At 72.8% G+C, this 22,578-nt stretch carries 24 protein-coding genes; 10 read left to right on the top strand and 14 right to left on the bottom strand.

Annotated features, from left to right (window positions below):
* The first annotated feature begins 195 nt into the window (after window positions 1-195).
* The 3 genes from ACZ5NH_RS21520 to ACZ5NH_RS21510 all read left to right on the top strand — a co-directional run bounded on the left by ACZ5NH_RS21520 (window position 196) and on the right by ACZ5NH_RS21510 (window position 4,297).
* Complete coding sequence (locus tag ACZ5NH_RS21520; protein WP_468777366.1) at window positions 196-1,725, top strand: S8 family peptidase; 1,530 nt, start codon at window positions 196-198, stop codon at window positions 1,723-1,725.
* Window positions 1,726-1,782: 57 nt separating this feature from the next.
* Window positions 1,783-3,162 carry a CoA transferase gene (locus ACZ5NH_RS21515; protein WP_468777364.1) on the top strand — a complete coding sequence of 460 codons (1,380 nt, stop codon included), beginning with the start codon at window positions 1,783-1,785 and terminating at the stop codon, window positions 3,160-3,162.
* Between the two features lie 124 nt (window positions 3,163-3,286).
* Window positions 3,287-4,297: a CopD family protein gene (locus ACZ5NH_RS21510; protein WP_468777362.1), complete on the top strand. Its 1,011-nt coding sequence runs from the start codon at window positions 3,287-3,289 to the stop codon at window positions 4,295-4,297.
* Between the two features lie 4 nt (window positions 4,298-4,301).
* Here the strand turns inward: ACZ5NH_RS21510 and ACZ5NH_RS21505 are convergent, their stop codons facing one another.
* From ACZ5NH_RS21505 to ACZ5NH_RS21480, 6 genes are all read right to left on the bottom strand, one after another.
* Entirely contained in the window at window positions 4,302-5,351 is a 1,050-nt protein-coding gene (locus tag ACZ5NH_RS21505) for a zinc-dependent alcohol dehydrogenase family protein (RefSeq protein ID WP_468777360.1), read from the bottom strand.
* A gap of 113 nt (window positions 5,352-5,464) precedes the next feature.
* A complete protein-coding gene (locus ACZ5NH_RS21500; protein ID WP_451555500.1) occupies window positions 5,465-6,175 on the bottom strand; it encodes a VIT1/CCC1 transporter family protein in 711 nt (236 codons plus the stop codon).
* 39 nt (window positions 6,176-6,214) lie between these two features.
* A complete protein-coding gene (locus tag ACZ5NH_RS21495) occupies window positions 6,215-7,444 on the bottom strand; it encodes an amidohydrolase family protein (protein WP_468777358.1) in 1,230 nt (409 codons plus the stop codon).
* A complete protein-coding gene (locus tag ACZ5NH_RS21490; RefSeq protein WP_468777357.1) occupies window positions 7,441-8,754 on the bottom strand; it encodes an amidohydrolase family protein in 1,314 nt (437 codons plus the stop codon). Before ACZ5NH_RS21490 ends, ACZ5NH_RS21495 begins: the two co-directional genes overlap by 4 nt.
* Before the next feature lie 17 nt (window positions 8,755-8,771).
* Entirely contained in the window at window positions 8,772-9,656 is an 885-nt protein-coding gene (locus tag ACZ5NH_RS21485) for an SDR family NAD(P)-dependent oxidoreductase (protein ID WP_468777355.1), read from the bottom strand.
* Window positions 9,656-10,474: an acetoacetate decarboxylase family protein gene (locus ACZ5NH_RS21480; RefSeq protein ID WP_468777353.1), complete on the bottom strand. Its 819-nt coding sequence runs from the start codon at window positions 10,472-10,474 to the stop codon at window positions 9,656-9,658. The genes ACZ5NH_RS21485 and ACZ5NH_RS21480 overlap by 1 nt, the downstream gene beginning before the upstream one ends.
* A 102-nt stretch (window positions 10,475-10,576) precedes the next feature.
* Here ACZ5NH_RS21480 and ACZ5NH_RS21475 point away from each other — a divergent pair, with 102 nt between their 5' ends.
* The 6 genes from ACZ5NH_RS21475 to ACZ5NH_RS21450 all read left to right on the top strand — a co-directional run bounded on the left by ACZ5NH_RS21475 (window position 10,577) and on the right by ACZ5NH_RS21450 (window position 16,163).
* On the top strand, window positions 10,577-11,260 hold the full coding sequence (locus ACZ5NH_RS21475) for a TetR/AcrR family transcriptional regulator (RefSeq protein ID WP_468777352.1): 684 nt from the start codon (window positions 10,577-10,579) through the stop codon (window positions 11,258-11,260).
* 71 nt (window positions 11,261-11,331) lie between these two features.
* Window positions 11,332-12,324 (top strand): DEDDh family exonuclease, encoded by a 993-nt coding sequence (locus tag ACZ5NH_RS21470; RefSeq protein ID WP_468777350.1) that lies wholly within the window; start codon window positions 11,332-11,334, stop codon window positions 12,322-12,324.
* 113 nt (window positions 12,325-12,437) lie between these two features.
* Window positions 12,438-12,671, top strand: a complete 234-nt coding sequence (locus tag ACZ5NH_RS21465; protein ID WP_055704294.1) for a hypothetical protein — start codon at window positions 12,438-12,440, stop codon at window positions 12,669-12,671.
* 49 nt (window positions 12,672-12,720) lie between these two features.
* On the top strand, window positions 12,721-13,515 hold the full coding sequence (locus tag ACZ5NH_RS21460) for an SURF1 family cytochrome oxidase biogenesis protein (RefSeq protein WP_468777348.1): 795 nt from the start codon (window positions 12,721-12,723) through the stop codon (window positions 13,513-13,515).
* A 102-nt stretch (window positions 13,516-13,617) separates the two neighbouring features.
* On the top strand, window positions 13,618-15,402 hold the full coding sequence (locus ACZ5NH_RS21455; RefSeq protein ID WP_468777346.1) for a glycoside hydrolase family 15 protein: 1,785 nt from the start codon (window positions 13,618-13,620) through the stop codon (window positions 15,400-15,402).
* Between the two features lie 5 nt (window positions 15,403-15,407).
* The gene (locus ACZ5NH_RS21450; protein WP_388634857.1) at window positions 15,408-16,163 is read left to right on the top strand and encodes an SDR family oxidoreductase; all 756 of its coding nucleotides are present in this window, start codon (window positions 15,408-15,410) and stop codon (window positions 16,161-16,163) included.
* Between the two features lie 19 nt (window positions 16,164-16,182).
* Here the strand turns inward: ACZ5NH_RS21450 and amaP are convergent, their stop codons facing one another.
* The 5 genes from amaP to ACZ5NH_RS21425 are packed head-to-tail and all read right to left on the bottom strand — an operon-like array spanning window position 16,183 to window position 18,463.
* On the bottom strand, window positions 16,183-16,764 hold the full coding sequence (amaP, locus tag ACZ5NH_RS21445) for an alkaline shock response membrane anchor protein AmaP (RefSeq protein WP_468777344.1): 582 nt from the start codon (window positions 16,762-16,764) through the stop codon (window positions 16,183-16,185).
* Window positions 16,765-16,769: 5 nt separating this feature from the next.
* Window positions 16,770-17,384 (bottom strand): DUF6286 domain-containing protein, encoded by a 615-nt coding sequence (locus ACZ5NH_RS21440; RefSeq protein ID WP_468777342.1) that lies wholly within the window; start codon window positions 17,382-17,384, stop codon window positions 16,770-16,772.
* The gene (locus tag ACZ5NH_RS21435; RefSeq protein WP_388634863.1) at window positions 17,384-17,740 is read right to left on the bottom strand and encodes an Asp23/Gls24 family envelope stress response protein; all 357 of its coding nucleotides are present in this window, start codon (window positions 17,738-17,740) and stop codon (window positions 17,384-17,386) included. The genes ACZ5NH_RS21440 and ACZ5NH_RS21435 overlap by 1 nt, the downstream gene beginning before the upstream one ends.
* A 6-nt stretch (window positions 17,741-17,746) precedes the next feature.
* Complete coding sequence (locus ACZ5NH_RS21430) at window positions 17,747-17,941, bottom strand: hypothetical protein (RefSeq protein ID WP_388634865.1); 195 nt, start codon at window positions 17,939-17,941, stop codon at window positions 17,747-17,749.
* 48 nt (window positions 17,942-17,989) lie between these two features.
* Entirely contained in the window at window positions 17,990-18,463 is a 474-nt protein-coding gene (locus ACZ5NH_RS21425; protein WP_468777340.1) for an Asp23/Gls24 family envelope stress response protein, read from the bottom strand.
* A gap of 97 nt (window positions 18,464-18,560) precedes the next feature.
* On the opposite strand from ACZ5NH_RS21425, the gene ACZ5NH_RS21420 reads away from it, so the two are divergent.
* Window positions 18,561-19,283: a nucleopolyhedrovirus P10 family protein gene (locus ACZ5NH_RS21420; protein WP_468777338.1), complete on the top strand. Its 723-nt coding sequence runs from the start codon at window positions 18,561-18,563 to the stop codon at window positions 19,281-19,283.
* Between the two features lie 37 nt (window positions 19,284-19,320).
* Here the strand turns inward: ACZ5NH_RS21420 and ACZ5NH_RS21415 are convergent, their stop codons facing one another.
* From ACZ5NH_RS21415 to ACZ5NH_RS21405, 3 genes are all read right to left on the bottom strand, one after another.
* Window positions 19,321-20,124 carry an enoyl-CoA hydratase/isomerase family protein gene (locus tag ACZ5NH_RS21415; protein ID WP_451557421.1) on the bottom strand — a complete coding sequence of 268 codons (804 nt, stop codon included), beginning with the start codon at window positions 20,122-20,124 and terminating at the stop codon, window positions 19,321-19,323.
* Window positions 20,125-20,286: 162 nt separating this feature from the next.
* Window positions 20,287-20,508 carry a helix-turn-helix domain-containing protein gene (locus ACZ5NH_RS21410; protein ID WP_017948860.1) on the bottom strand — a complete coding sequence of 74 codons (222 nt, stop codon included), beginning with the start codon at window positions 20,506-20,508 and terminating at the stop codon, window positions 20,287-20,289.
* A 323-nt stretch (window positions 20,509-20,831) separates the two neighbouring features.
* Complete coding sequence (locus ACZ5NH_RS21405) at window positions 20,832-22,430, bottom strand: ABC-F family ATP-binding cassette domain-containing protein (RefSeq protein WP_468777335.1); 1,599 nt, start codon at window positions 22,428-22,430, stop codon at window positions 20,832-20,834.
* Window positions 22,431-22,578: the final 148 nt, after the last annotated feature.

Genomic DNA, 22,578 nt, shown 5'->3' with positions numbered 1-22,578 from the left:
CAAGGTCCACGGCGCCACGCGAGGACCGGTTCAAGTCCTATGAGTTCTTTCGCAAGCGGTCTTGTCGAGGCATTGCCAAGTCATTGCCGAGCGGTGAGCCGTGGGGATAGCTTCTGCCTGCACCACTCGCCATGCACCTGCCCGGGCACCATCTGTGTCTCGGGCGGTTTCGTATCCGGATGATGTGGAGATCCCATGGTTCATCTGCGTTCCAGACGCCGGCTCGCGCTCGCCGTGCCCGTCGTGCTGTCGCTGACCGCCTCGCTCGGCTTCCTGCCGACGGCGGCCTCCGCGGCGCCCGCCGCGGCCAGGGCGGCGCGGGTGGCGGACGACGGACCGAACCTCGCGTACGTGGTCAACACCCGTACGGATCACGGCACGATCGAGTCCGTGCAGCGGGAGATCCTGCGCAACGGCGGCTCGGTCGTGGCCAGTTACGACAGGATCGGCGTGATCGTCGCCCACTCCGCGAAGGCGGACTTCGCCGCGCGGATGCGCGCGGTGCGCGGGGTGGACTCGGCGGGCGCCACGCGTACCGCGCCGCTGAGCGCTGCGGGGACGACCGACGAGGGCGCGGTGCAGGTCCTGTCGAAGGCGGAGGCCGCGAGGCTCACCCAGGCCGCGGCCCCGGGCGAGGAGCCGCTGGAGGCGGACCAGTGGGACCTGCGGGCGATCGGCGCCGACCGGGCCGCGCGGATCGACCCGGGCAGCAGCAGTGTGACCGTCGGTGTCATCGACACGGGCGTGGACGACACCCATCCGGACATCGCCCCGAACTTCTCCGCCTCCCAGTCGGCGAACTGCGTGAGCGGCAAGGCGGACACGACGTACGGCGCCTGGCGCCCGGCGGACGCCGCCCACTACCACGGCACCCATGTGGCCGGCGAGATAGCCGCGGCCCGCAACGGCATTGGCGTGGCCGGCGTGGCACCGGGCGTGAAGGTCGCGAGCATCACCGTGGCCCAGCCGGACTCCACGCAGCTGTTCTACCCGGAGAGCGTGGTCTGCGCCTTCGTGTTCGCCGCCGACCACGGCATCCAGGTCACCAACAACAGCTACTACGTTGATCCGTGGCTGTACAACTGCATGGACGATCCGGATCAACGGGCCATCGTCGACGCGGTCAACAGGGCCCAGCTGTATGCACAGAGCAAGGGCACGCTCAATGTGGCCTCCGCGGGCAACTCCAACGACGACCTGGACTCGCACGCGCTCGTGGACGCCTCCAGCCCCGACGACTCGACGTCGACGACCCGCACGGTCGATCCGCACGAGTGCTTCGACGTGCCGACCCAGCTGCCCGGTGTGGTGACGGTGAGCGCGGTGGGCGTGAAGGGCGCCAAGTCCTACTACTCCAGCTACGGCCGGGGCGTGATCGACGTGGCGGGGCCGGGCGGCGACAAGTACCAGATCCCGGACACGCCGTCGAAGAACGGCCGCATCCTGTCCACGCTGCCGAACGGCCAGTACGGCTTCCTCCAGGGCACCTCAATGGCCTCCCCGCACGTGGCCGCGGTGGCCGCGCTGCTGAAGTCCGCCCATCCGAACGCCACTCCGGCCCAGCTGCAGGCCCTGCTGAAGGCCGAGGCGGACAACCCGGGCTGCCCGAGCGAGCCCTACGACGGCAACGGTGACGGGGTCGTGGACGCGACCTGCGCCGGCGGCAAGCGCGTCAACGGCTTCTACGGCTTCGGCGTCGTCAACGCACTGCGCGCGGTCGAGTAGCCCGTACCACGAGTTGATTCGATCAATATTGATCGATCAATAATGCATAGTGTGGTCATGACTGCTGACATCGAGGTGGCATGGTCCGCACTGGGCGGCGACTCCGCCCTCGTCTCCCGGGTGACGACGGTCGGGCGCCCCGGCGCGCTTCCGGCGCGGCTTCCCGTGCGGGAGCTGGCGCGCACGTGCGTCGGGGTCTGTGCGCTGGCCGCCGCCGAACTGGCGGCCCGCCGGGCCGGACTCGCCGAGGTGCCCGCCGTCCGGGTCGACGACGGCGCCGTGGCGGCCGCCTTCCACAGTGAACGGCACCTGCTGGTCGACGGGCGGGCACCGGTCGTCTTCGCGCCGCTGTCGCGGTTCTGGCGGACGGCCGACGGCTGGGTGCGCACCCACGCCAACTACCCGCACCACCGGGCTCGGTTGCTCCACGCGCTGGGCCTGCCGGCGGACGCCACGCCGGAGGCGGTGGCCGGCCGGCTCGCCGAGCGGTCCGCGGTGGCGGTCGAGCAGGCGGTGTACGGCGCCGGCGGCCTCGCGGTGGCCCTGCGCACCCCGAAGGAGTGGGCGGCCACCGAGCAGGCCGCCGAGGTCGCTGCACGCCCGCTGGTCGAGCGCGAGCGCCTCGGCTCCACACACGCGCGCGTGCTCAGCCCGCTCGATCCCGCCGCCGCTCCCCTGCTGCCCGCCGCCGGGCTGCGCGTGCTGGACCTGACCCGGGTCCTCGCCGGCCCGGTCGCCACCCGCACCCTCGCCCTGCTCGGCGCGGACGTGCTCCGCGTGGACGCCCCCTGGCTGCCCGAACTCCCCGACCAGCACGCCGACACGGGTTTCGGGAAGCGGTCGGCGACGCTCGACCTCACCGCCGACCGCGCCGCCTTCGAGGAACTGCTGGCCGCGGCGGACGTCGTCGTCACCGGCTACCGGCCGGGCGCCCTCGACCGGTTCGGGCTCTCGCCGCAGGCACTGGCCGCGCGCCGGCCCGGACTGGTCGTGGCGCAGGTCTCGGCGTGGGGCGCGTACGGTCCCTGGGGCGGGCGGCGCGGCTTCGACAGCCTGGTGCAGGTCGCGACCGGCATCGCCGCGACCGAGGGCTCGGCCGGGGAGCCGGGTGCACTGCCCGCGCAGGCGCTGGACCACGGCACCGGCTATCTGCTGGCGGCGGCCGTCCTGCGGGCGCTGACCGAGCAGTCGTACGACGGGGGCGGCCGGTCGGTGCGGCTGGCGCTGGCCAGGACCGCGCACTGGCTGACCGGCGGGATCCGGCCGACCGCTGCCACGGGTGCGCCGTACGCGGGGCCGGACGCCTGGCTGGCCGAGACGGACAGCCCGCTCGGCCGGCTGCGGCACGCGCTGCCGCCGGTGTCCTTCGCGGGCGGCCCCGCCGACTGGGCGCGGCCTCCGCTGCCGTGGGGGTCGGACAGCGCCCGCTGGCGGTGAGTGCCGGCGGCCGGAGACACGTGAGTGCGGGGGCGGCCGGAAACGTATGTATGCGTGGAATTCCGTACTGCCAGTTGTTTTCCGGGACTTGCCCGGTTCTGCGGCGGCTGGCGAAGATCACGGGGTGGGCTTGACACGACCGACCGCCGAGGCGCCCGACGACCAGGGCTCGGCGCGGCGGTCCGGCACCGGCCGGGCCGTCGCGCTCCTGGTCCTGGTGGCGCTGGGCGCCCTGATCCCCCTGCTCGGGCCGTCGGCGGCGCTGCACGGCACCGGGGAGGCCGCCGCGCCGGGGGTCGGCGGCATCGGGCTGCTGCGCGCGGTGGTGTTCGCCGCTCTGAGCGTGCCCCTCGGTGAGCTGTTCGTGCACCGGCTCGCCCGGCGCCTGCCCGGCGTCCCGCCCGAACGGCCGTGCAGCTGGGCGCTGTTCGCGACCGCCGCCGGTTTCGTCGCCGCGCTGGCGCTCGCCTCGGTGGTGTCCGCCGGCAATCTGATCCCGCACCGCCTCGGCCAGATCGACGTCGGCGGCCTGTACGGCTCCCGCGACGGCAGGCTGGCCCTGCTGGAGGTCAACGCCTTTCTGCTGGCGGCCCTGTGCGCATTCCTGCGCCGTCCGGCGGCCCAGGTGTGGCCGCTGGCCGCGGTGGTGGTCGCGGAGGCGCTGCGCGCCCACCCGACGACCGAGCAGAGCCCGCTGGCCGGCTCGGGTCTGACACTGGTGCACCTGACGTGCGCGGCGCTGTGGACCGGCGGTCTGCTGCACGCCCTGCGGCTGCTGAGGCTGTGGCCCGCCGATCCGGCCGGTGCCGCGCTGCTCGGCCGCTACGCGCGCGTGGCGGCCGTCCTGCTCGCCGCCATCACCGCGACGGGCCTGTGCAGTTCGCTGCGCCGCATGCCGTCGGCCACGATCCTGGACCAGCTGACGACGACGGCGTACGGACGCACCCTGCTGGCCAAGGTGATCCTGGTCACCGTCGTCGCGCTGCTCGCCCTGTGGGCGCGGATCCGGCTGCGCCGCGCCGCCGACCCGCTGACCGCGTACCCGCCCGCGCGGGCCGAGCTGATCGCGCTGGGCGCGGTGGTCGCGGTCTCGGGTCTGCTCACGGCGCTGCCACTGCCGATCCGCTGGACCTAGCGGGTCACCGGTCGCACGTGACCAGGACCTTGAGGGCGGTGCGCTCGTCCATCGCCTTGTAGCCCGCGGGCACGCCCTCGATGTCGACGGTCATGTCGAACACCGGCGACGGGTCGATCGTGCCGTCCAGGACGTCGGGCAGCAGGTCGGGGATGTAGGCGCGGACCGGGGCGACGCCGCCGCGCAGAGCGATGTTCCGGTCGAACATGACGCCGAGGTCGAGGCCGGTGCCGCTGCCGTGCGGCACGCCCACGAAGCCGATCGCGCCACCGTCGCGGGTGATGTTGACGGCGGTCCGCATGGACTGCTCGGTGCCGACGGCCTCGACGACGGCGTGCGCGCCCTGGCCGCGGGTGAGCTCACGGACGGCCTCGACGGCCGCGTCGCCGCGCTCGGCGACGACGTCGGTGGCACCGAAGCGGCGCGCGATGTCGGTGCGGACCTCGTGCCGGCCGAGCGCGATGATCCGCTCGGCGCCCAGCCGCTTGGCGGCGAGGACCGCGCACAGGCCGACCGCGCCGTCGCCGACGACGGCGACCGTGGCGCCGGGGCGGGCGCCCGCGCCGAGGGCGGCGTGGTGGCCGGTGCCGAGGACGTCGGAGAGGGTCAGCAGGGCGGACAGCAGGTGGTCGTCGGCGGCCGCGTCCTTGGGGAGCTGGACGAGGGTGCCGTCGGCGAAGGGCACGCGCACGGCCTCGCCCTGGCCGCCGTCGTAGCCGACGGAGCCCCAGAAGCCGCCGTGCTCGCAGGACGTCGTCAGGCCCTCGCGGCAGTAGTCGCAGACGCCGTCGGACCACATGAACGGCGCGACCACCAGGTCACCGCGCCGGACGGTGCTCACCTCGGAGCCGGTCTCCTCGACGATCCCGAGGAACTCGTGCCCGATGCGCTGCCCCGGCTGCCGGGCCGCCTCGCCCCGGTAGGCCCACAGGTCGCTGCCGCAGATGCAGGCGCGCAGCACCCTTACCACGGCGTCGGTGGGCAGCTGCGCCACGGGCTCGGGGACGTCCTCCACGCGCATGTCGTACGGGGCGTGGATGGTGGTGGCGCGCATGGCGAGGGTCCTTCTCGTGCGGGTCGGTACCGGGTGCTCGGGGGGTGGTCGAGCGCAGCTCACGGTACGCCGTCGCCGGCCCGGCCCGCGCGCCCAGGGTCCCCGGCCACGTATCAGACCCCCACCGCGCCCAGCAGGCTGCCCGCCGCGTAGGTGACCCCCATCGCCAGCGCCCCGCCCACCACATTGCGCAGCACCGCGTGTTTCGGGTCGGCCGCGCCGAGCCTCGCGCTCATCCAGCCGGTGAGGACGAGCGCGGCCAGGACGGAGACGACGGTCACGCCCAGCCGCCAGCCGGCCGGGGGCAGGACGATGGCCAGCAGCGGCAGCAGCGCGCCCACCGTGAAGGCCAGGAAGCTCGCCCAGGCCGCGTGCCAGGGGTTGGTGAGGTCCTCCGGGTCGATACCGAGCTCCACGCGCGCGTGGGCCCTGAGCGCGTCCCGCGCGGTGAGCTGTTCGGCGGCCTCCCGGGCCACCTCGTGGGACAGCCCACGCTCCTCCAGCAGCGTGGTCAGCTCCTGCAGCTCGGCCTCCGGCTGCTCCCGCAGTTCCCGTTTCTCCACGGCCAGCGCGGCCACCTCGGAGTCGCGCTGGGTGGACACGGAGACGTACTCGCCGGCCGCCATGGACATCGACCCGGCGAGCAGGCCGGCCAGTCCGGCGGTGAGCAGGGCGGACCGGCTCTGGGTGGCGCCCGCCACGCCGACGACGATGCCCGCGGTGGAGACGATGCCGTCGTTCGCGCCGAGCACCGCGGCCCGCAGCCAGTTCAGCCGCGAGCCGAGCGCGGCCCCGTGGGCCTCTTCGTGGGTGGGTTCCGTCACAGCAGGGAGGATCGCACTCCCGGGGCTGCCGCCTCCACATCACCACACCCGCAGCGACGCCCCCCGGGCGAACACCGGACTGGTCGCGTCCGCCGGTGGCTGCGTCAGGGGCTCGGCCACCTCCGCCACCGTGGGCCCCACCTTCGCCGCGACGGGGTCGAGGTGGGCGAGGTCGAAGCCGTAGACGCGGGCCGCGTTGCCGCCGAGCATGGCCGCGACCTCCTCGCGCGGCACGCCCGCGTAGGCGCACCGCAGGGCCTCGCGGGTGTAGGGATGGGTGCCCTCGTCGTGTGGGTAGTCGCTGCCCCACATGATCTTGTCGACGCCGATGCGGTCGCGCAGCGGCACCTCGTGCGGGCGCATGAAGCTGGCGCCGACGAAGCAGTTGTCCTGCCAGACCCGGGAGGGCGGCGCGCCCATGCCCGCGGCGAGTCCGGTGCCGAACCTGGCCTCCGCCGTGTCGGCCCTCGTGGCCGCGGAGACCAGGCGGCCGTGGTAGTAGTCCAGCATGCCGAGCACCCCGGGGATCCAGCCGGAGCCCTGCTCGGTCAGGACCAGTTTCAGCTCGGGGTGCCTGCGGAAGGCGCCGCCGAAGACCAGGTGCCACAGGGCGCGGTGGGAGAACCAGGTCGTCTCCACCATGAACACCGCGCGGGCGGCCGGTTCCTCGCCGAGCGGCGGGGAGGCCGAACCGGCGTGGTGGTTGACCGGGACGCCGAGTTCCGCGCAGGTGGCCCAGATCGGGTCGTACGTCCGCGAGTACAGCTCGGGGAGCCCCGAGCCGGGCGGGGTGCCCGGCAGCATCAGGCCGCCCTTCAGGCCCGCGGAGGCGGCCCACCGGATCTCCTTGACGGCCTCCTCGACATCGCCCAGCAGGATCTGGAAGACACCCGCCCGGCGGCCCGGCGCGGCGGCGCAGAAGTCGGCGAGCCAGCGGTTGTGCGCGCGCAGGCCCGCCCAGCGGCGCTCGAAGTCCTCGGCGCCGGGCGGCGGGGCCATCAGGGAGCCCGACGGGAAGAACGGCGGGATGGTGTTCGGGAAGATCACCTCCGCCACGATCCCGTCCGCCTCCAGCTCCGCGAGGCGCCGCTCGGAGTTCCAGTTGCGGTCGGCGGAGTCGGCGAGCAAGTCCTCGTAGGGGTTCACGTACGTGGCGGCCCAGACGTCGAAGTCGTCGTGGTACCGCTTCTCCAGGTAGGGCCGGTAGTCGAGGAGGTCGGCGCCGGCGTGGCAGTCGGCGGAGATGACGGTGTACCGGTCGTCGCTCATGCGGACGCTCCCTCCGCAAAGAAGCCGGGCTCGGTGCCCAGCACCGGGAAGTCCCGGTCGGTCAGCCAGTGCCGGCCCGTTTCGCGCGAGCGCGCCCAGGACGCCTCGACGGCCGTCTGGTCGGCGGGCTGGCCGAGGTCGGCGGGGGTCGGCCCGATGCGGCGGGCCAGGGGCGTGAGCTTGTCGGCGTCGAAGCCGAAGACCTCGGCCGCGGCGAGGCCGAGCATGCGGCGGGTCTCGGTGACGGGGATGTCGTGGAAGGTACGGCGCAGCCACGCGCGCGTGTCGGGCCAGGTGCCCTCGGGGTGCGGGAAGTCGCTGCCCCACAGGATGTTGTCGACGCCGATCTCGTAGCGCTGGGCCAGCTCGCGCCGCTTGGTGTTGGTGGCGCAGACGAACACCTGCCGGTCCAGGTACTCGTGCGGCGGGCGCTTCAGCTCCTCGAACGGGGAGAGCTTCTTGCCGCCGTGCGCGCCGAGGTAGAGGCGGTCCATGAACCACAGCAGGTTCGGCAGCCACCAGCAGCCGGACTCGGCGACGCCGAAGCGCAAGGAGGGGTGGCGTTCGAAGACGCCGGACCAGAGCAGGAACCACAGCGGCCGGGCCGGCCACCAGGTCACCTCGCTCACATAGATGCCGAGGTGGTCGCCGTACTCCTGGCGCGGGGCTGCGCCGGAATGGGTGAGCACCGGCATGCGGCACTCGGCGGCGGCCGCCCACACGGGGTCGTAACGGCGGGCGTGGTAGGGCTCCTTGTGCGCCCACATGGCCGGGATCATCAGCGCGCCGAGGCCGGACTCCCGGGCCCGGTGGATCTCGGCGACGACCTGCTCGACGGGGGCCGTGACCGGCAGCAGGGCGACTCCGCAGTGCCGTTCAGGATGCTCGGAGACGAAGTCCGCGAGCCAGCGGTTGTGCGCCCGGGCACCCGCCATGCCCAGCTCCGGGTCGTGGTCGCCGCTCAGGCCGAGGCCCACGCCGAAGGGGGCGGCGGTGCGGCTGTCGACGGCGTCGGCGTCCGGGAACACCACCTCGGCGGCCACGCCGTCCCCGTCCAGCTCCTTCAGCCGTTGTGCGGTGTCCCAGCCGCCGCGCAGGCCTTCGGCGTTGTCGTGGAACCACCGGTCGGCGAAGGCCTCGTTGCGGATGCCGAGCCGGGTCATCTCCTCGCGGCGCCGGTCGCGACCCGCGAGGAACTCGTCGAAGTCCCGGTGGAAACGGGACTCCAGATAGGGCCGGTACTCCTCGGTGGGCAGCCCGGCGTGGCAGTCGGAGGAGATGATCAGGTACGGGTCGTCGTATGCGCTCACCAGGGCCTCCTCTCGGTTCAGTCCAGGACGAAGCTTTCGAGGTACGACGGGTTCGCCCGGTCCAGCATCGACCGGGCCCGGGCGCGGATCTGCGCGTCGCTGTGCTCGCTCTCCGGCAGCAGCCAGAAGCGGCCGGCGCGGATGCCGGCCACGACGAGGCCGGCGACGTCCTCGACCGGCGTGAAGCGGACCTCCTGGCCGGCCGCGCGCATCGCCGCCTCCCACTGGTCGAGGCTGCGGTACGGCGCCCTGCGCGGGCGCTGTTTGGCGTAGCGGGCGGGGCGGTTGCGGTGCGACTCCCACAGGCCGGTGCGCAGCATGTGCGGGCCGGGGAAGAGCACCGAGGCACCCACGCGTGCGTGCTCGGCCTTCAGGTGGGCGTACAGGGACTCGGTCAGGGTGACGACGGCCGCCTTGGTGACCGCGTACACGGAGGCGGTCGGGAGGGGCGCGATGCCGCCGTCGCCGGAGGATGTATTGACCACATGACCGGGTTGACCCGACTTGATCATCCTGGGGACGAAAGCCTGGACACCATGGAAGACGCCCCACACATTGACGGCGAAGGCCCACCGCCAGTCGTTCGGGTCGTGCTCCCACATCCGGCCCTCGGCGCCCGAGCCGACGCCCGCGTTGTTGCACAGGACGTGCACGGCGCCGTAGGTGTCGTACGCCGCGTCGGCCAGCTCCATGACCTGGGCGCGTTCGCCGACGTCGACCACGCGCGCGTGCACGTCGGCGCCCTCGGCCCGCAGCCCGGCCGCGGCCTTGTCCAGTGCGGCCCCCTCCACGTCGGCGAGGACGACCTTCAGGCCCTCGGCGGCGAACCGCCGGGCCATCGCGAGCCCGATGCCGCTCGCGGCGCCGGTGACGACCGCGACCTGTCCGGCGTGGAGGTCCATCACGCACTCCCCTCGGGCGAGGCGAGCTCCGGTGGCCCGTCGAGGATCTGCAGCGGATCGTCGTAGCGCTGGTGGACGTACGGCAACAGGGCCTGGGCGTCGACGCGTTCGACGACCCGGCCGCTCTGGTCGCTCGTCTTCTCGCCGACGGTGATCTCGCACAGGCGCTGCACGGGAAGGTCGGCCACGGGGTCGTACGCCGACTCGCGCAGGACGACCTCCCCGATGACCCGCTCCAGCCGGCGCACCCGCTCGTGGCGGACGCAGTGGACCAGCACCGGGTCGAGGTCGAAGCCGGAACCGTCCACGGCGGGCAGGAACTTGAAGTAGAAGTCGGTCTTGCGGCTCGGTTCCGGCAGCGGCAGCCCGGTGCCGACCGTGCCGCGCACCTCGACGAACGCGATGCCGTGCCGGCTCAGCGCCGCGCGCACGTCGGCGCCGTCGCGCTCGACGGTCACCTCGCCCAGCTTCTTGGGCTCGCCGAAGACCTCGCGCCCGCCGGTGAGGGCGCGCTCGTGGGTCATCGGCATGACCAGCGGGTACCAGCCCTCGACCGTGCCATGGGCGGCGGCGACCGCGACCGAGCCCGCGCCGAGCGGATACCCGGGCAGGTCGACCTTGCTGATGTTCACTCGGACGAGCGGGCTGCCGGTGGGTTTCAGGGGTGGCGGCAGGACCGCGGCGACCGCGTCCGGGGCGGTCTCCCAGACGGCCACCACCCCGGTGGACCAGATGTCGGGAAGCCGCGCGCTCGCGGTGCGCGTCGCGGCGATCTCCCGCTCGGTCCGTGCGCCGTACCGTACGCGTGCGTGTGCCATACGCCGTACCGCCCCTTCTTCTGACGGGCCGTCATCTGTAACACAGTTACAGCAGACTCGGTGAGGGGTAAAGGCACCGGGGCGGACGGGAGTTGGGGGATCATGCCGAGCGGGTCGAGAAGTGCGCTCAGCCGTCAGACGGTGCTGGACGCGGCCGCGGGACTGGTGAAGCGGCACGGTCCGGACGCGCTCACCATGCGGGGGCTGGCAGCGGAGCTGGGCACCGCCGTGACGTCGATCTACTGGCACGTCGGGGGCCGGGAGGCGCTGCTCGACGCGCTCGTGGAGCGGACCGTGGCCGAGCTCGGCGAGATCCGGCCGTCCGGGCGCACGCCCGAGCAGCGGGTGGTCTCCGTGGCGCGCGCCCTGCGCCGGCAGTTGCGCGACCATCCGCATCTGGTGGCCCTGGTGCACGAGCGGGGGCTGACCGAGCGGATGTTCCTGCCGGCGCAGCGGGTCCTGGTGCGCGAGGCGCACGCGGCCGGTCTGCGCGGCGCCCGGGCCGCCGAGTTCGTCCGGGCGGTGCAGTTCCAGGTCGTCGGCCATGTGCTGGTCGAGCGCAACCGCGAGCGGGCCCCCGTGCAGTGCCCCGGCGAGGAGGAGCTGTGGAGCGCGGAGGCCGCCGGGGGCGACGCCGCGCTGGCGCGTGCGCTGGCCCGGCCGGTGGACACCGACCGGCTGTTCGTGACGGCCGTCCGGGCGCTGGTGCGGTCGCTTCTGGCCGACCACTTGCCCACCCACTCGCCCGACTCGGCACGCACGCGTGTACGGCGGCCGAGCGGCTGAGCGGCAAGCCGGCGAAGCCTCCGGCACCTGCCGGACCGCGCTGTCAGTCGCGGCCCGTATCCTCAGTGACCATGCTCGAAGACCGTGCGACCGCAGTGTCCTCCCCCACCCAGTGGCCGGCCGCGTATCCGAAGGGATACGCGGTCGTTGACGTGGAGACCACCGGCCTTGCCCGGGACGACCGGATCATCTCGGCGGCCGTGTACCGGCTGGACGAGCGCGGCGAGGTCGAGGACCACTGGTACACGCTGGTCAACCCGGAGCGCGATCCGGGGCCGGTGTGGATACACGGTCTGACGAGCGAGGTGCTCGAAGGGGCGCCGCTCTTCACGGACATCGCCGAGGAGTTCGCGGACCGGCTGGACGGCCGGGTGCTGGTCGCGCACAACGCCGTCTTCGACTGGCAGATGATCGCGCGGGAGTACGCGCGCGCAGAGCGCGAGGCGCCGGTGCGTCAGCGGCTGTGCACCATCGCGCTGTCGAAGGAGCTGGGGCTGCCGCTGCCCAACTTCAAGCTGGAGTCGCTGGCGGCGCACTACGGCGTCGTACAGCAGCGGGCGCACCACGCGCTGGACGACGCGCGCGTGCTGGCGGAGGCGTTCCGGCCGAGCCTGCGGGCCGCGGCGGCGGGCGGCGTACGGCTGCCGCTGCTGGAGTGCCGGCCGCTGACGGAGTGGTCCGACCGCCCGGTGCCGCGGCAGTCGTCGGGCGGGTACGGGGGCTACGGCGGCTACCGGACGACCAGTTGGCGACCCTCCCGCAAAAGGCCCGCATGCCCGTACCCCAACCCGGGTCGCTACGAAGACGGCAAACGCCTCAAACAGGGCATGCGGGTGGCGTTCTCCGGGGACACCTCCGTCGAGCGCGAGCTACTGGAGGACCGGGCCACCGAGGCCGGTCTGCACGTGGCGTCCAGCATCTCCCGGCTGACCAGCCTGCTGGTGACCAACGACCCCGACGCGGGCACGTCCAAGGTGGTCAAGGCGCGGCAGTTCGGCACGCCGATCGTGGACGAGGCCGCGTTCGGGCAGCTGCTGCGGGACGTCGAGCCCGCCGACGGATAGCGGCACGGAAGACCGACTCCGAACCGGAAGGAAATCGTACGAACGGGTGGTTGCCGGACGACTCACCCAGCGACCGCTCGCCGTGCGCCGGTGGCGGGCTCACCCTGTGGCGCATGGCGAAATGCGAAGTTTGCGGCAATGACTACGGAATGACCTTCGAGGTCCACGCACAGGGGGCGGTGCACGTCTTCGACTGCTTCTCCTGTGCGATCCACCGGATGGCCCCCATCTGCGAGCACTGCCGGGTGCAGATCATCGGCCAGGGCGTGGAGGCCGACGGCCGGTTCTACTGCGGGGCCCACTGCGCCCGCGCCGAGGGGAAGGTGGGAATTGTCGACCGGGTGTGACCCGGTACCCGCCTGAATGCACCCCACGGCCCGGATGTACCGTCGTGGGGTGCACCGCTACCGCTTCCTGTTGTCCCGCCAGTGGGTGATCCTCAGCATCGTCGCGATCGCACTGATCCCGACGATGATCAGGCTGGGCTTCTGGCAGAAGCACCGGTACGAGGAGCGCACCGCGCGCAACGACCTGGTCTCCTCGGCGCTGCACGCCAAGCCGGTCCCGGTCGAGCGGCTGACCTCTCCCCGGCACACGGTGACCCGCACCGAGAAGTACCGCACGGTCACCGCGACCGGCACCTTCGACACCGCCAGGGAGGTCGTGGTCCGGCGCCGGACCAATTCCGACGGCGAGGTCGGCTTCCATGTGCTCACCCCGCTCGTCCTCACGGACGGCAGGGTCCTCCTCGTCAACCGTGGCTGGATCCCGGCGGACGGCGTCCAGACCGCCTTCCCGAAGATCCCCGCCCCGCCGTCCGGCCGCACCACCATCACGGGGCGGCTGATGGCCGACGAGACGACCGCGGCGAGCGGAATCAAGAACGTCAAGGGCCTGCCCGACCGGCAGCTCATGCTGATCAACAGCACGGAGGAGGCGCACCGGCTCGGCGCGCAGGTGCTCGGCGGCTATGTCGAGCAGACGGCGCCCACGCCCAAGGGCGGCCCGGAGCAGATCTCCGACCCCGGCAGCGAGGACGCCCCGCTGAACTACGCGTACATGATCCAGTGGTGGCTGTTCGCCGCGGGCGTCCCGGTCGGCTGGTGGTTCCTGGTCCGCCGGGAGATCCGCGACCGGGAGGAGGCCACGGCGGCTGTGCAGCCGGAGGAGAGCGCACCGGCCACGGTCTGACCGGGCACCAGGGGAAGCGTCACGGGAAGCATCGCGCGGGTTACGTCACTCCCCCGGCGCACCACCTGATTGGCCCTCTGGCCCGCCGGGAAACCGGATCCCGTGAACCCGCGCATCGAGGACTACGCACTCATCGGTGACGAGCAGACCGCGGCGCTGGTCGGCAAGAACGGCTCGATCGACTGGCTGTGCCTGCCCCGCTTCGACTCCGGCGCCTGCTTCGCCCGGCTGCTGGGCGACGAGGACCACGGCTACTGGCGGATCGCCCCGAAGGGAGCGGACACCTGCTCGCGCCGCGCCTACCGGCCCGACACCCTCGTCCTCGACACCGAGTGGGAGACCCCGGACGGCACGGTCCGGGTCACCGACCTGATGCCGCAGCGCGACCGCGCCCCCGACGTCGTACGCATCGTCGAAGGCGTCAGCGGCCGGGTCACCGTCCGCAGCACCCTCCGGCTGCGCTTCGACTACGGCTCGATCATGCCGTGGATGCGCCGCGCGGACGGGCACCGGGTGGCCGTCGCGGGCCCGGACTCGGTCTGGCTGCGCTCCGAGCCGTCCGTGCACACCTGGGGCGAGGACTTCGGCACCCACTCCGAGTTCACCGTCGCCGAGGGCGAGCGGGTCGCGTTCGTGCTCACCTGGCATCCCTCGCACGAGGAGCGCCCGCCGCTCAACGACCCCTTCGAGGGCCTGGAGTGCAGCGTCGCCGACTGGCAGGGCTGGAGTCGGCAGTGCCGTTACCGGGGGCCCCACCGGGACCTGGTCGTCCGCTCCCTGATCACCCTCAAGGCCCTCACCTACAACCCGACCGGCGGGATCGTCGCCGCGGCGACCACCTCGCTGCCGGAGAAGCCGGGCGGGGTGCGCAACTGGGACTACCGGTACTGCTGGCTGCGCGACTCCACCCTCACCCTCGGCGCGCTGCTCAACGCCGGCTACCACGACGAGGCCTCGGCCTGGCGCGACTGGCTGCTGCGCGCGGTCGCGGGCGACCCGGCCGACCTGCAGATCATGTACGGCGTCGCGGGCGAGCGGCGGCTGCCGGAGATGGAGCTGTCCTGGCTGCCCGGCTTCGCCGAGTCCGCCCCCGTACGCATCGGCAACGGCGCGGTCGAGCAGCTCCAGCTCGACGTGTACGGCGAGGTGATGGACTCGCTCGCCCTGGCCCGCAACTCGGGTCTGTCCCCGCGGCCCCACATGTGGGCGATGCAGCGCGCCCTCATGCAGTTCCTGGAGTCGGCGTGGCGGCAGCCGGACGAGGGCGTGTGGGAGGTGCGCGGCGGCCGGCAGCAGTTCGTGCACTCCAAGGTGATGGTGTGGGTGGCCGCCGACCGGGCCGTGAAGACCCTGGAGCAGTACAAGGACCTCAAGGGCGACCTGGAGGGCTGGCGCAGATTCCGCGACGAGGTCCACCAGGAGGTGTGCGAGAAGGGCTACGACCACGAGCGCAACACCTTCACCCAGTACTACGGCTCCCACGAACTCGACGCGTCGCTGCTGCTCATCCCGCGCGTCGGCTTCCTGCCGCCCGACGACCCCCGGGTGGTCGGCACGGTCGACGCGATCCGTCACACCCTCGGGCACGGTGGCTTCCTGCGCCGCTACGACACCGAGGACTCGGTGATCGACGGGCTGCCGGGCGGCGAGGGCGCCTTCCTGGCCTGCTCGTTCTGGCTGGCCGACGCCCTGCATCTGACCGGCCGGAAGGACGAGGCGCGGGAGCTGTTCGGCCGGCTGGTGGGCCTGGTCAACGACGTGGGGCTGCTGGCCGAGGAGTACGACCCGGTCGACGGCCGCCATCTGGGCAACTTCCCGCAGGCCTTCAGCCACATCGCGCTGGTGAACACCGCCCTCACACTGTTCGGGGACGACCGGGCAGGATAGGGGCCATGGATCTTGGACTGAAGGACCGGGTGTACGTCGTCACCGGGGCGACCCGCGGGCTGGGCAACGCCGCCGCGCGGGAACTCGTCGCGGACGGGGCGAAGGTCGTGATCAGCGGCCGGGACGAGAAGCGGGTGGCCGACGCCGCCGCCGAACTGGGCCCGAACGCGGTGGGCGTGGGCGTGGACAACGCCGACCCCGAGGCACCGGAGCGGCTGATCGCGGCCGCGCGTGAGCACTTCGGCGGCTTCCACGGCGTCCTGGTGAGCGTGGGCGGGCCGGCGCCGGGGTTCGTCGCGGACAACACCGACGACCAGTGGCGCGCCGCGTTCGAGTCGGTGTTCCTCGGTGCGGTCCGGCTCGCTCGCGCGGCGGCGGCCGAGCTGGAGCCGGGCGGCGTCATCGGATTCGTGCTGTCCGCGTCGGTGCACGAGCCGATTCCGGGGCTGACCATCTCCAACGGGCTGCGGCCCGGGCTCGCCGGGTTCGCCAAGTCCCTCGCGGACGAGCTGGGGCCGCGCGGGATCCGGGTGCTGGGGCTGCTGCCGTCGCGCATCGACACCGACCGCGTGCGCGAGCTGGACGCGTTGTCGGCGGATCCCGAGGCCACCCGGACCGCGAACGAGGCCCGGATTCCGTTGCGGAGGTATGGGACTCCGGCGGAGTTCGGGAAGGTGGCGGCGTTTCTGCTGTCTCCGGCCGCGTCGTATCTGAGTGGTGTCATGTTGCCCGTGGACGGGGGCATGCGGCACGGGTTCTGAACAACATCGCCGTTCGCGGTCAAGTGACCCTTTCCGCGCGGTGCTTGACCGACCCGAGCCGCACTTCCGCCGGAAGCGTAGGCAAGCGGGCCGACTGACGGGCGCGGGTCAGGGCCTTGGCGGTGAACTCGTTCAGGGCCGTTGCCGGGTCCACGTGCGGCTCCAGTTGGAGCCACACCCTTGCCGCGGGTGCCGTACGGCGGCCCCGCAGCAGGATCTCCGCGTGCGCCACGCCCTCCTGCTGTACGACGTCCTGGGCGAGGGCCGACTCCAGGGCCCTGGCGCGCAGGAGGGCGGACTCGTCGTCGCCGGTGTCGATCAGGATCTCGGTCAGCCGGCGGCGGCGCAGGACCGTCGTGAGCCACCACAGGGCGAGCAGGACGACGAGGGCCAGGGCGGCGAGGACCGCCGGCCACCACCAGCCGGCGGCCCGCCAGTGGGTGCGCTCGGCCCGCGTGAGCAGGACGTCGTGCGGGCCGGTGTGGATCCACCAGGAGGGCGGCGGCGCCCCCAGGCCGACGGCCAGCACCGCGCCGCCGAGCGCGAGCAGAAGCAGGCCGACGAGGGCCAGCAGGACGCGGTTGAGGCCGCCGGCGCGCATCGCCGTCACCCCTTCCGTCCGGGCCGGGCCACCCGCAAGGACAGTGTGGGCGGCCGGGCCAGGCCGAGGCCCTGGATCGCGTCCGTGAGCACGGTGTCCAGGTCGGCGCGTACCTCGTCGAGATCACGGAAGTGCGAGACGGCACGGACGTCGGCCTTCGTGCGGCGCATCCGCACCCGGACCGACCGGACGCCGGAGATGTCCATGGCCCGGTCGCGGAGCAGGAGCGCCGCAGCGTCGCGCCGGAGTGCGGCGCGGACATCGGGGTGCGGGCGCCGCATGGACAGCAGCCCGCGCAGGCCGGGTGTGACCGCGAGGACGATCAGCCACAGGCCGAGTGCGACGGCGACGGCCGCGCCGGTCAGCACCCAGATGTCGTCCAGGGACCGTTCGGCCAGTTGCCGGGCGAGTGCGCGGCGCCAGTGCATCGCGGGGTGGTGGGCGCGCACGGCGGCGATGTCGTACAACAGCAGGCCCGCGCCGGCCAGCAGCAGGAGCGCGACGACGGCGGCCGGAACGCGGCGCGGGGACCAGAAGCGGCCGCTGCCCTCGGCGGGTGCGGGCGGGGTGGTGCCGGGGTCCTTGTCGAGGGTCGGTGCAGTCGACTGGGGTTCGCTCATCACGCCCTCCCGTGCGGTGCCGGGTGCAGCCGTTCGACCTGGACGGCGACCTCGGGCACCGCCATGTCCACCAACGCGCCTACCCGCTCGGCGACATGACGACGCACGGCGGCGCAGTGGGCGCCGATGTCGCAGGGGTAGCCGAGTTCGAGATACAGGCTCACGCGGGCTGTCTCCTGGTGGACGACGACCGTGGCGTGCGGGGCGGCCGCGTCGGCGGGCAGCGGGGGCAGCGCCTCACGGGCGGCCTGCGCAGCGATCTTCGCCACGACCCGGTCGGCGATCCGGGTGGCGCCGCGCTCGCCCGGAGGCACGAGGGCCGACGGCGGGCGCACCGCGCCGGACTCGGCACTCACCGTCGGTCACCGCCGCCGTTCGCGCCGGCCGTCGCGGGTGCGGAAGAAGTCACCCAGTTCCAGGTCGCCCTCGGCGAACCGGCCGACGACGAACCCGAGCGCACCCAGCGCCGCCACCAGCAGAAAGGCACCGAAGCCGCCGAAGTACCCGGCGAAGCCCAGCGCCATTCCGGCGATCATGCCGACTACGGCCATGCTCATGCCTCGCTCCTCAGCTCGTCGGGAGTGCGGTGTCGGGTCGCCGGGGCCTCACTGGATCCGGGGCGGCTCGGGCTCCTCGTCCTCTTCCTCGGGCAACTTGACATCGCTGACGGCGATGTTGACCTCGACCACCTCAAGTCCGGTCATGCGTTCCACGGCGCCAATCACATTCTCCCGCACGGCGCGGGCGACATCGGCGATCGAGACGCCGTAGTCCACGACGATCTCCAGGTCCAGCGCCGTCTGCACCTCACCGACCTCGGCCTTCACGCCCCGGGTGACCGACCTGGAGCCGCCGGGCACCCGGTCGCGCACGGCGCCCAGGGTGCGGGCCAGGCCGCTGCCCAGGGCGTGCACGCCGACCACGTCCCGGGCGGCCAGAGCGGCGATCTTCTCCACGACGCCGTCGGCGATGGTCGTCCGTCCGCGGGCCGCGGGATCACCACCGCCGCGCCTGGTCGTCTTGCGGGTCGAGACCTGCGGCTCGTGTTCGCCCTCGGGGGTCGTCGTCATGTCGGTCATCGCGGTACGTCCCTTTCGGTCGTCCCCTTCGATCGTCCTCCGCCCACCGTAAGCAAGGTTCCCCGACCGCGCCCCGGTGATACGGCAGGCTGGAGGAATGACGGCTGACCGGTGGACACAGGTGGTCCGGCGCCAGGTCCGGCTGGGACGGCTGCTGCCGCTCGGCGGGCCGCGCGACGGCGTGTGGATCGCGGAGGGCGCAGCCGCGGCGGTACTGGAACGCGCGGCGGCGGAGGGGATGCCCGGGGTGCGGCTCGGCACCCTGCGGCTCGCGCTCGCCGATCCGGAGGCGGTCCACGAGCCCGTCGTACCGGCGCCGCCGAGTGCGCTGCCACCGGGCCCGCTGCGGCTGACGGCGGACTTCGCCGCGACGGCCACCGAGCCGCTGCCGGCCGTCGCGTCCGAGCTACGGCTGACACTGGCGACGGCCGCGGTGGAGCGGCTCGGGCTCGCGGTGACGGAGGTGGACCTGCGGGTCACCGACCTGCTCGCGGCGGCGGAGCCGCCCGCGGAGGTGCGTGCACCGCGGCCGGTGCCCGCGCGGGAGCCCTCGGACCCGGACGAGATCCGGGTGGCCGCGGCCGCGCTGTCCGTCCCCGGTGTGACCGGGCTGACGGGTTCCCTCGGCGGTGTGGGCCGGGCGGTGCACCTGGAGGAGCGCATGGCCGGTACGGCGCTACCGCACCGGCACGCGCGCGTGGAGCTGACGACGAGCACCGACCGCCGGGCCATCGACGTGGCTCGGCAGGTCCGCACGGCCGTGAGGGATGCGCTGGAGGACCGGCCGACGGTGGCCGTGCTGGTGACGGCGGTCGGCTGAGCGGCCCGCTCGCGCAGGGTGCCTCACCGGCGCAGGCTCATTCCCCGAGGCCGGCCAGCTCCCGAAGTCGCCGTGCCTGGGCGGCACGCTCGGCCGCCCGCTGCGCCTCGTAGTCGCGTCCCAGCGCCCCGCGCAGCAACGCCTTGGTCTCCACGACGGCGTCCCGCGGCGCAGCCAGCAGCGCGGCCGCCAAGTCCTGCACCGCCGCATCGAGTTCGGCTGCCGGCACGGCGACGTTGGCCAGCCCGGACGCCACCGACTCCGCGGCGCCGACGAACCGTCCGGTCGCGCAGATCTCGAGCGCGCGGGCGTAGCCGACCAGACCGACCAGCGGGTGCGTGCCGGTCAGGTCGGGGACCAGGCCGAGGCTGGTCTCGCGCATGGCGAACTGCACGTCGTCCGCGACGACCCGCAGATCGCACGCGAGCGCGAGCTGGAAGCCGGCCCCGATGGCATGTCCTTGGACAGCGGCGATGGACACGATGTCGTTCCGCCGCCACCAGGTGAAAGCCTCCTGGAACTCGGCGATGCTCTCGTCGAGCCCGGCGTCGTCACGGCGCGCGAGTTCGATGAAGGTCGCCTCGCCCGGGATCCCCTCCGGGGTGAACATCTGCCGGTCCAGCCCGGCGGAGAAGGACCTGCCCTCGCCGCGCAGCACCACGACACGGACGGAGCCCGGCAGCAGCCGGCCGGCCTCGGTGAGCGCGCGCCACAGAGCGGGGCTCTGCGCATTGCGCTTGGCCGGGTTGGTCAGCGTCACCGTGGCGAGCGCGTCGTCAACGGTGAGCCGTACGCCGTCCTTGTCGAGTACAGGAGCGAGGTCCTGGTCGGGCGAAGCCATGGGGCGCCTCCGATGGGTGCGGTCATCCGGGCATGCCTACGGCATGCTCAAGTGACTGCACAGTAACCACCCGGCTGAGCTGGGGGTCCCCCCGGGCCCCATAAGAGCCCAGGGGGGAGGCCGACCGGGTGGCCCACCATCGAAGCCGATGGCCGCCCGGCGTCAGGTCGATGCGGCCTTCTTGCCCCGGGTCGCTCCGCCACGCCCACGAAGCGTGACGCCCGACTCACTGAGCATCCGGTGTACGAAGCCATACGAGCGGCCGGTCTCCTCGGCCAGCGCCCGGATGCTCGCACCGGAGTCGTACTTCTTCTTCAGGTCTGCCGCGAGCTTGTCGCGCGCGGCGCCGGTCACCCGGCTGCCCTTCTTCAGAGTCTCGGCCACCCGTGCCTCCTCATGGGAAGTGCGCTCTGGTCCCCTCATGATCACCCCTCTTGGGCCTGATGGCCACCCATTCGGCAAGGTCCGTGAGACATCGTTGTGACGACAGGAGTCGATCCCCACAAGCGGAATCAAGGATTCCGTGGGGTGGTGTCGAGGGGGCCGAACGGGTGGATTCGCGAAGTGCCAGGTCAGGGACGCGCGGCGGCCGATCCCTTGGTACGCAAGGGATCGGCCGGGAATTCCGTGTACGACACACCTCGATACGAGGAGATCTCACACAGATGATGGATCACGGATGAGCCGAATGATCCATACGCAGTGGATCACGCCAGGGCGACGAGATCCGCGTAGTCGGAGCCCCACAGATCCTCGACACCGTCGGGCAGCAGGATGATCCGCTCCGGCTGGAGCGCCTCGACGGCGCCCTCGTCGTGGGTGACGAGGACGACCGCGCCCTTGTAGGTGCGCAGGGCGCCGAGGATCTCCTCGCGGCTCGCGGGGTCGAGGTTGTTGGTCGGCTCGTCGAGGAGCAGCACGTTCGCCGCGGAGACGACCAGGGTGGCCAGGGCGAGCCGGGTCTTCTCGCCGCCCGAGAGCACGCCGGCCGGCTTGTCCACGTCGTCGCCGGAGAAGAGGAACGAGCCCAGCACCTTGCGGACCTCTACGAGGTCCATGTCGGGGGCGGCCGAGCGCATGTTCTCCAGGACCGTGCGGTCGGCGTCCAGGGTCTCGTGCTCCTGGGCGTAGTAGCCGAGCTTGAGGCCGTGGCCGGGGACGACCTCACCGGTGTCGGGCTTCTCGACGCCGGCGAGCAGGCGCAGCAGCGTGGTCTTGCCCGCGCCGTTGAGGCCGAGGATGACGACCCGCGAGCCCTTGTCGATGGCGAGGTCTACGTCGGTGAAGATCTCCAGCGAGCCGTACGACTTCGACAGGCCCTCCGCCATCAGCGGGGTCTTGCCGCAGGGCGCGGGCTCCGGGAAGCGGAGCTTGGCGACCTTGTCGGACATCCGGACATCTTCGAGGCCGGAGAGCAGCTTCTCGGCCCGGCGGGCCATGTTCTGCGCGGCGACCGTCTTGGTGGCCTTGGCGCGCATCTTGTCGGCCTGGGCGTTGAGGGCGGCGGCCTTCTTCTCGGCGTTGGCCCGCTCCCGCCTGCGGCGCTTCTCGTCGGCCTCGCGCTGCTGCTGGTAGAGCTTCCAGCCCATGTTGTAGATGTCGATCGTGGACCGGTTGGCGTCCAGGTAGAACACCTTGTTGACCACGGTGTCGACCAGATCGACGTCGTGGGAGATCACGATGAAGCCGCCGCGGTAGGTCTTCAGGTAGTCCCGCAGCCAGATGATCGAGTCCGCGTCGAGGTGGTTGGTCGGCTCGTCGAGGAGCAGGGTGTCCGCGTCCGAGAAGAGGATGCGGGCCAGCTCGATACGGCGGCGCTGACCGCCGGAGAGGGTGTGCAGCGGCTGGCCGAGGACGCGGTCGGGCAGGTTCAGCGCGGCGGCGATGGTGGCGGCCTCGGCCTCGGCGGCGTACCCGCCCTTGGTGAGGAACTCGGTCTCCTGGCGCTCGTACTGCTTGAGGGCCTTCTCGCGGGTGGCGCCCTTGCCGGTGGCGATGCGCTCCTCGTTCTCGCGCATCTTGCGGATCAGTACATCGAGGCCGCGCGCGGACAGGACGCGGTCGCGGGCGAGGACGTCCAGGTCGCCGGTGCGGGGGTCCTGCGGGAGGTAGCCGACCTCGCCGGAGCGGGTGATCTGGCCGGCGGCCGGGATGCCCTCGCCCGCGAGGCACTTGGTGAGGGTGGTCTTGCCGGCGCCGTTGCGGCCGACGAGGCCGATGCGGTCGCCCTTGGCGACACGGAAGGTGGCGTTCTCGATGAGGACGCGCGCACCGGCGCGCAGCTCGATACCGGAGGCGGAGATCAAGGACAGACTCCAGGGCGTACAGGGGTTGGCGGGTGGGCGGCTGAGGACGTTCCCGCCGTCTAATGCGCGAGGAGAATGGCCATGGGAGAAAGTCTAACGGGGCCATGCAAGCGGTTTTTCTACGTCCGCGCGTTCGGTCCGCGCTGCG

The organism is Streptomyces sp. NPDC031426, assembly GCF_055581585.1.
The sequence above is the reverse complement of the archived record's forward strand: the minus strand, read 5'-3'. Positions and strand labels throughout refer to the sequence as shown.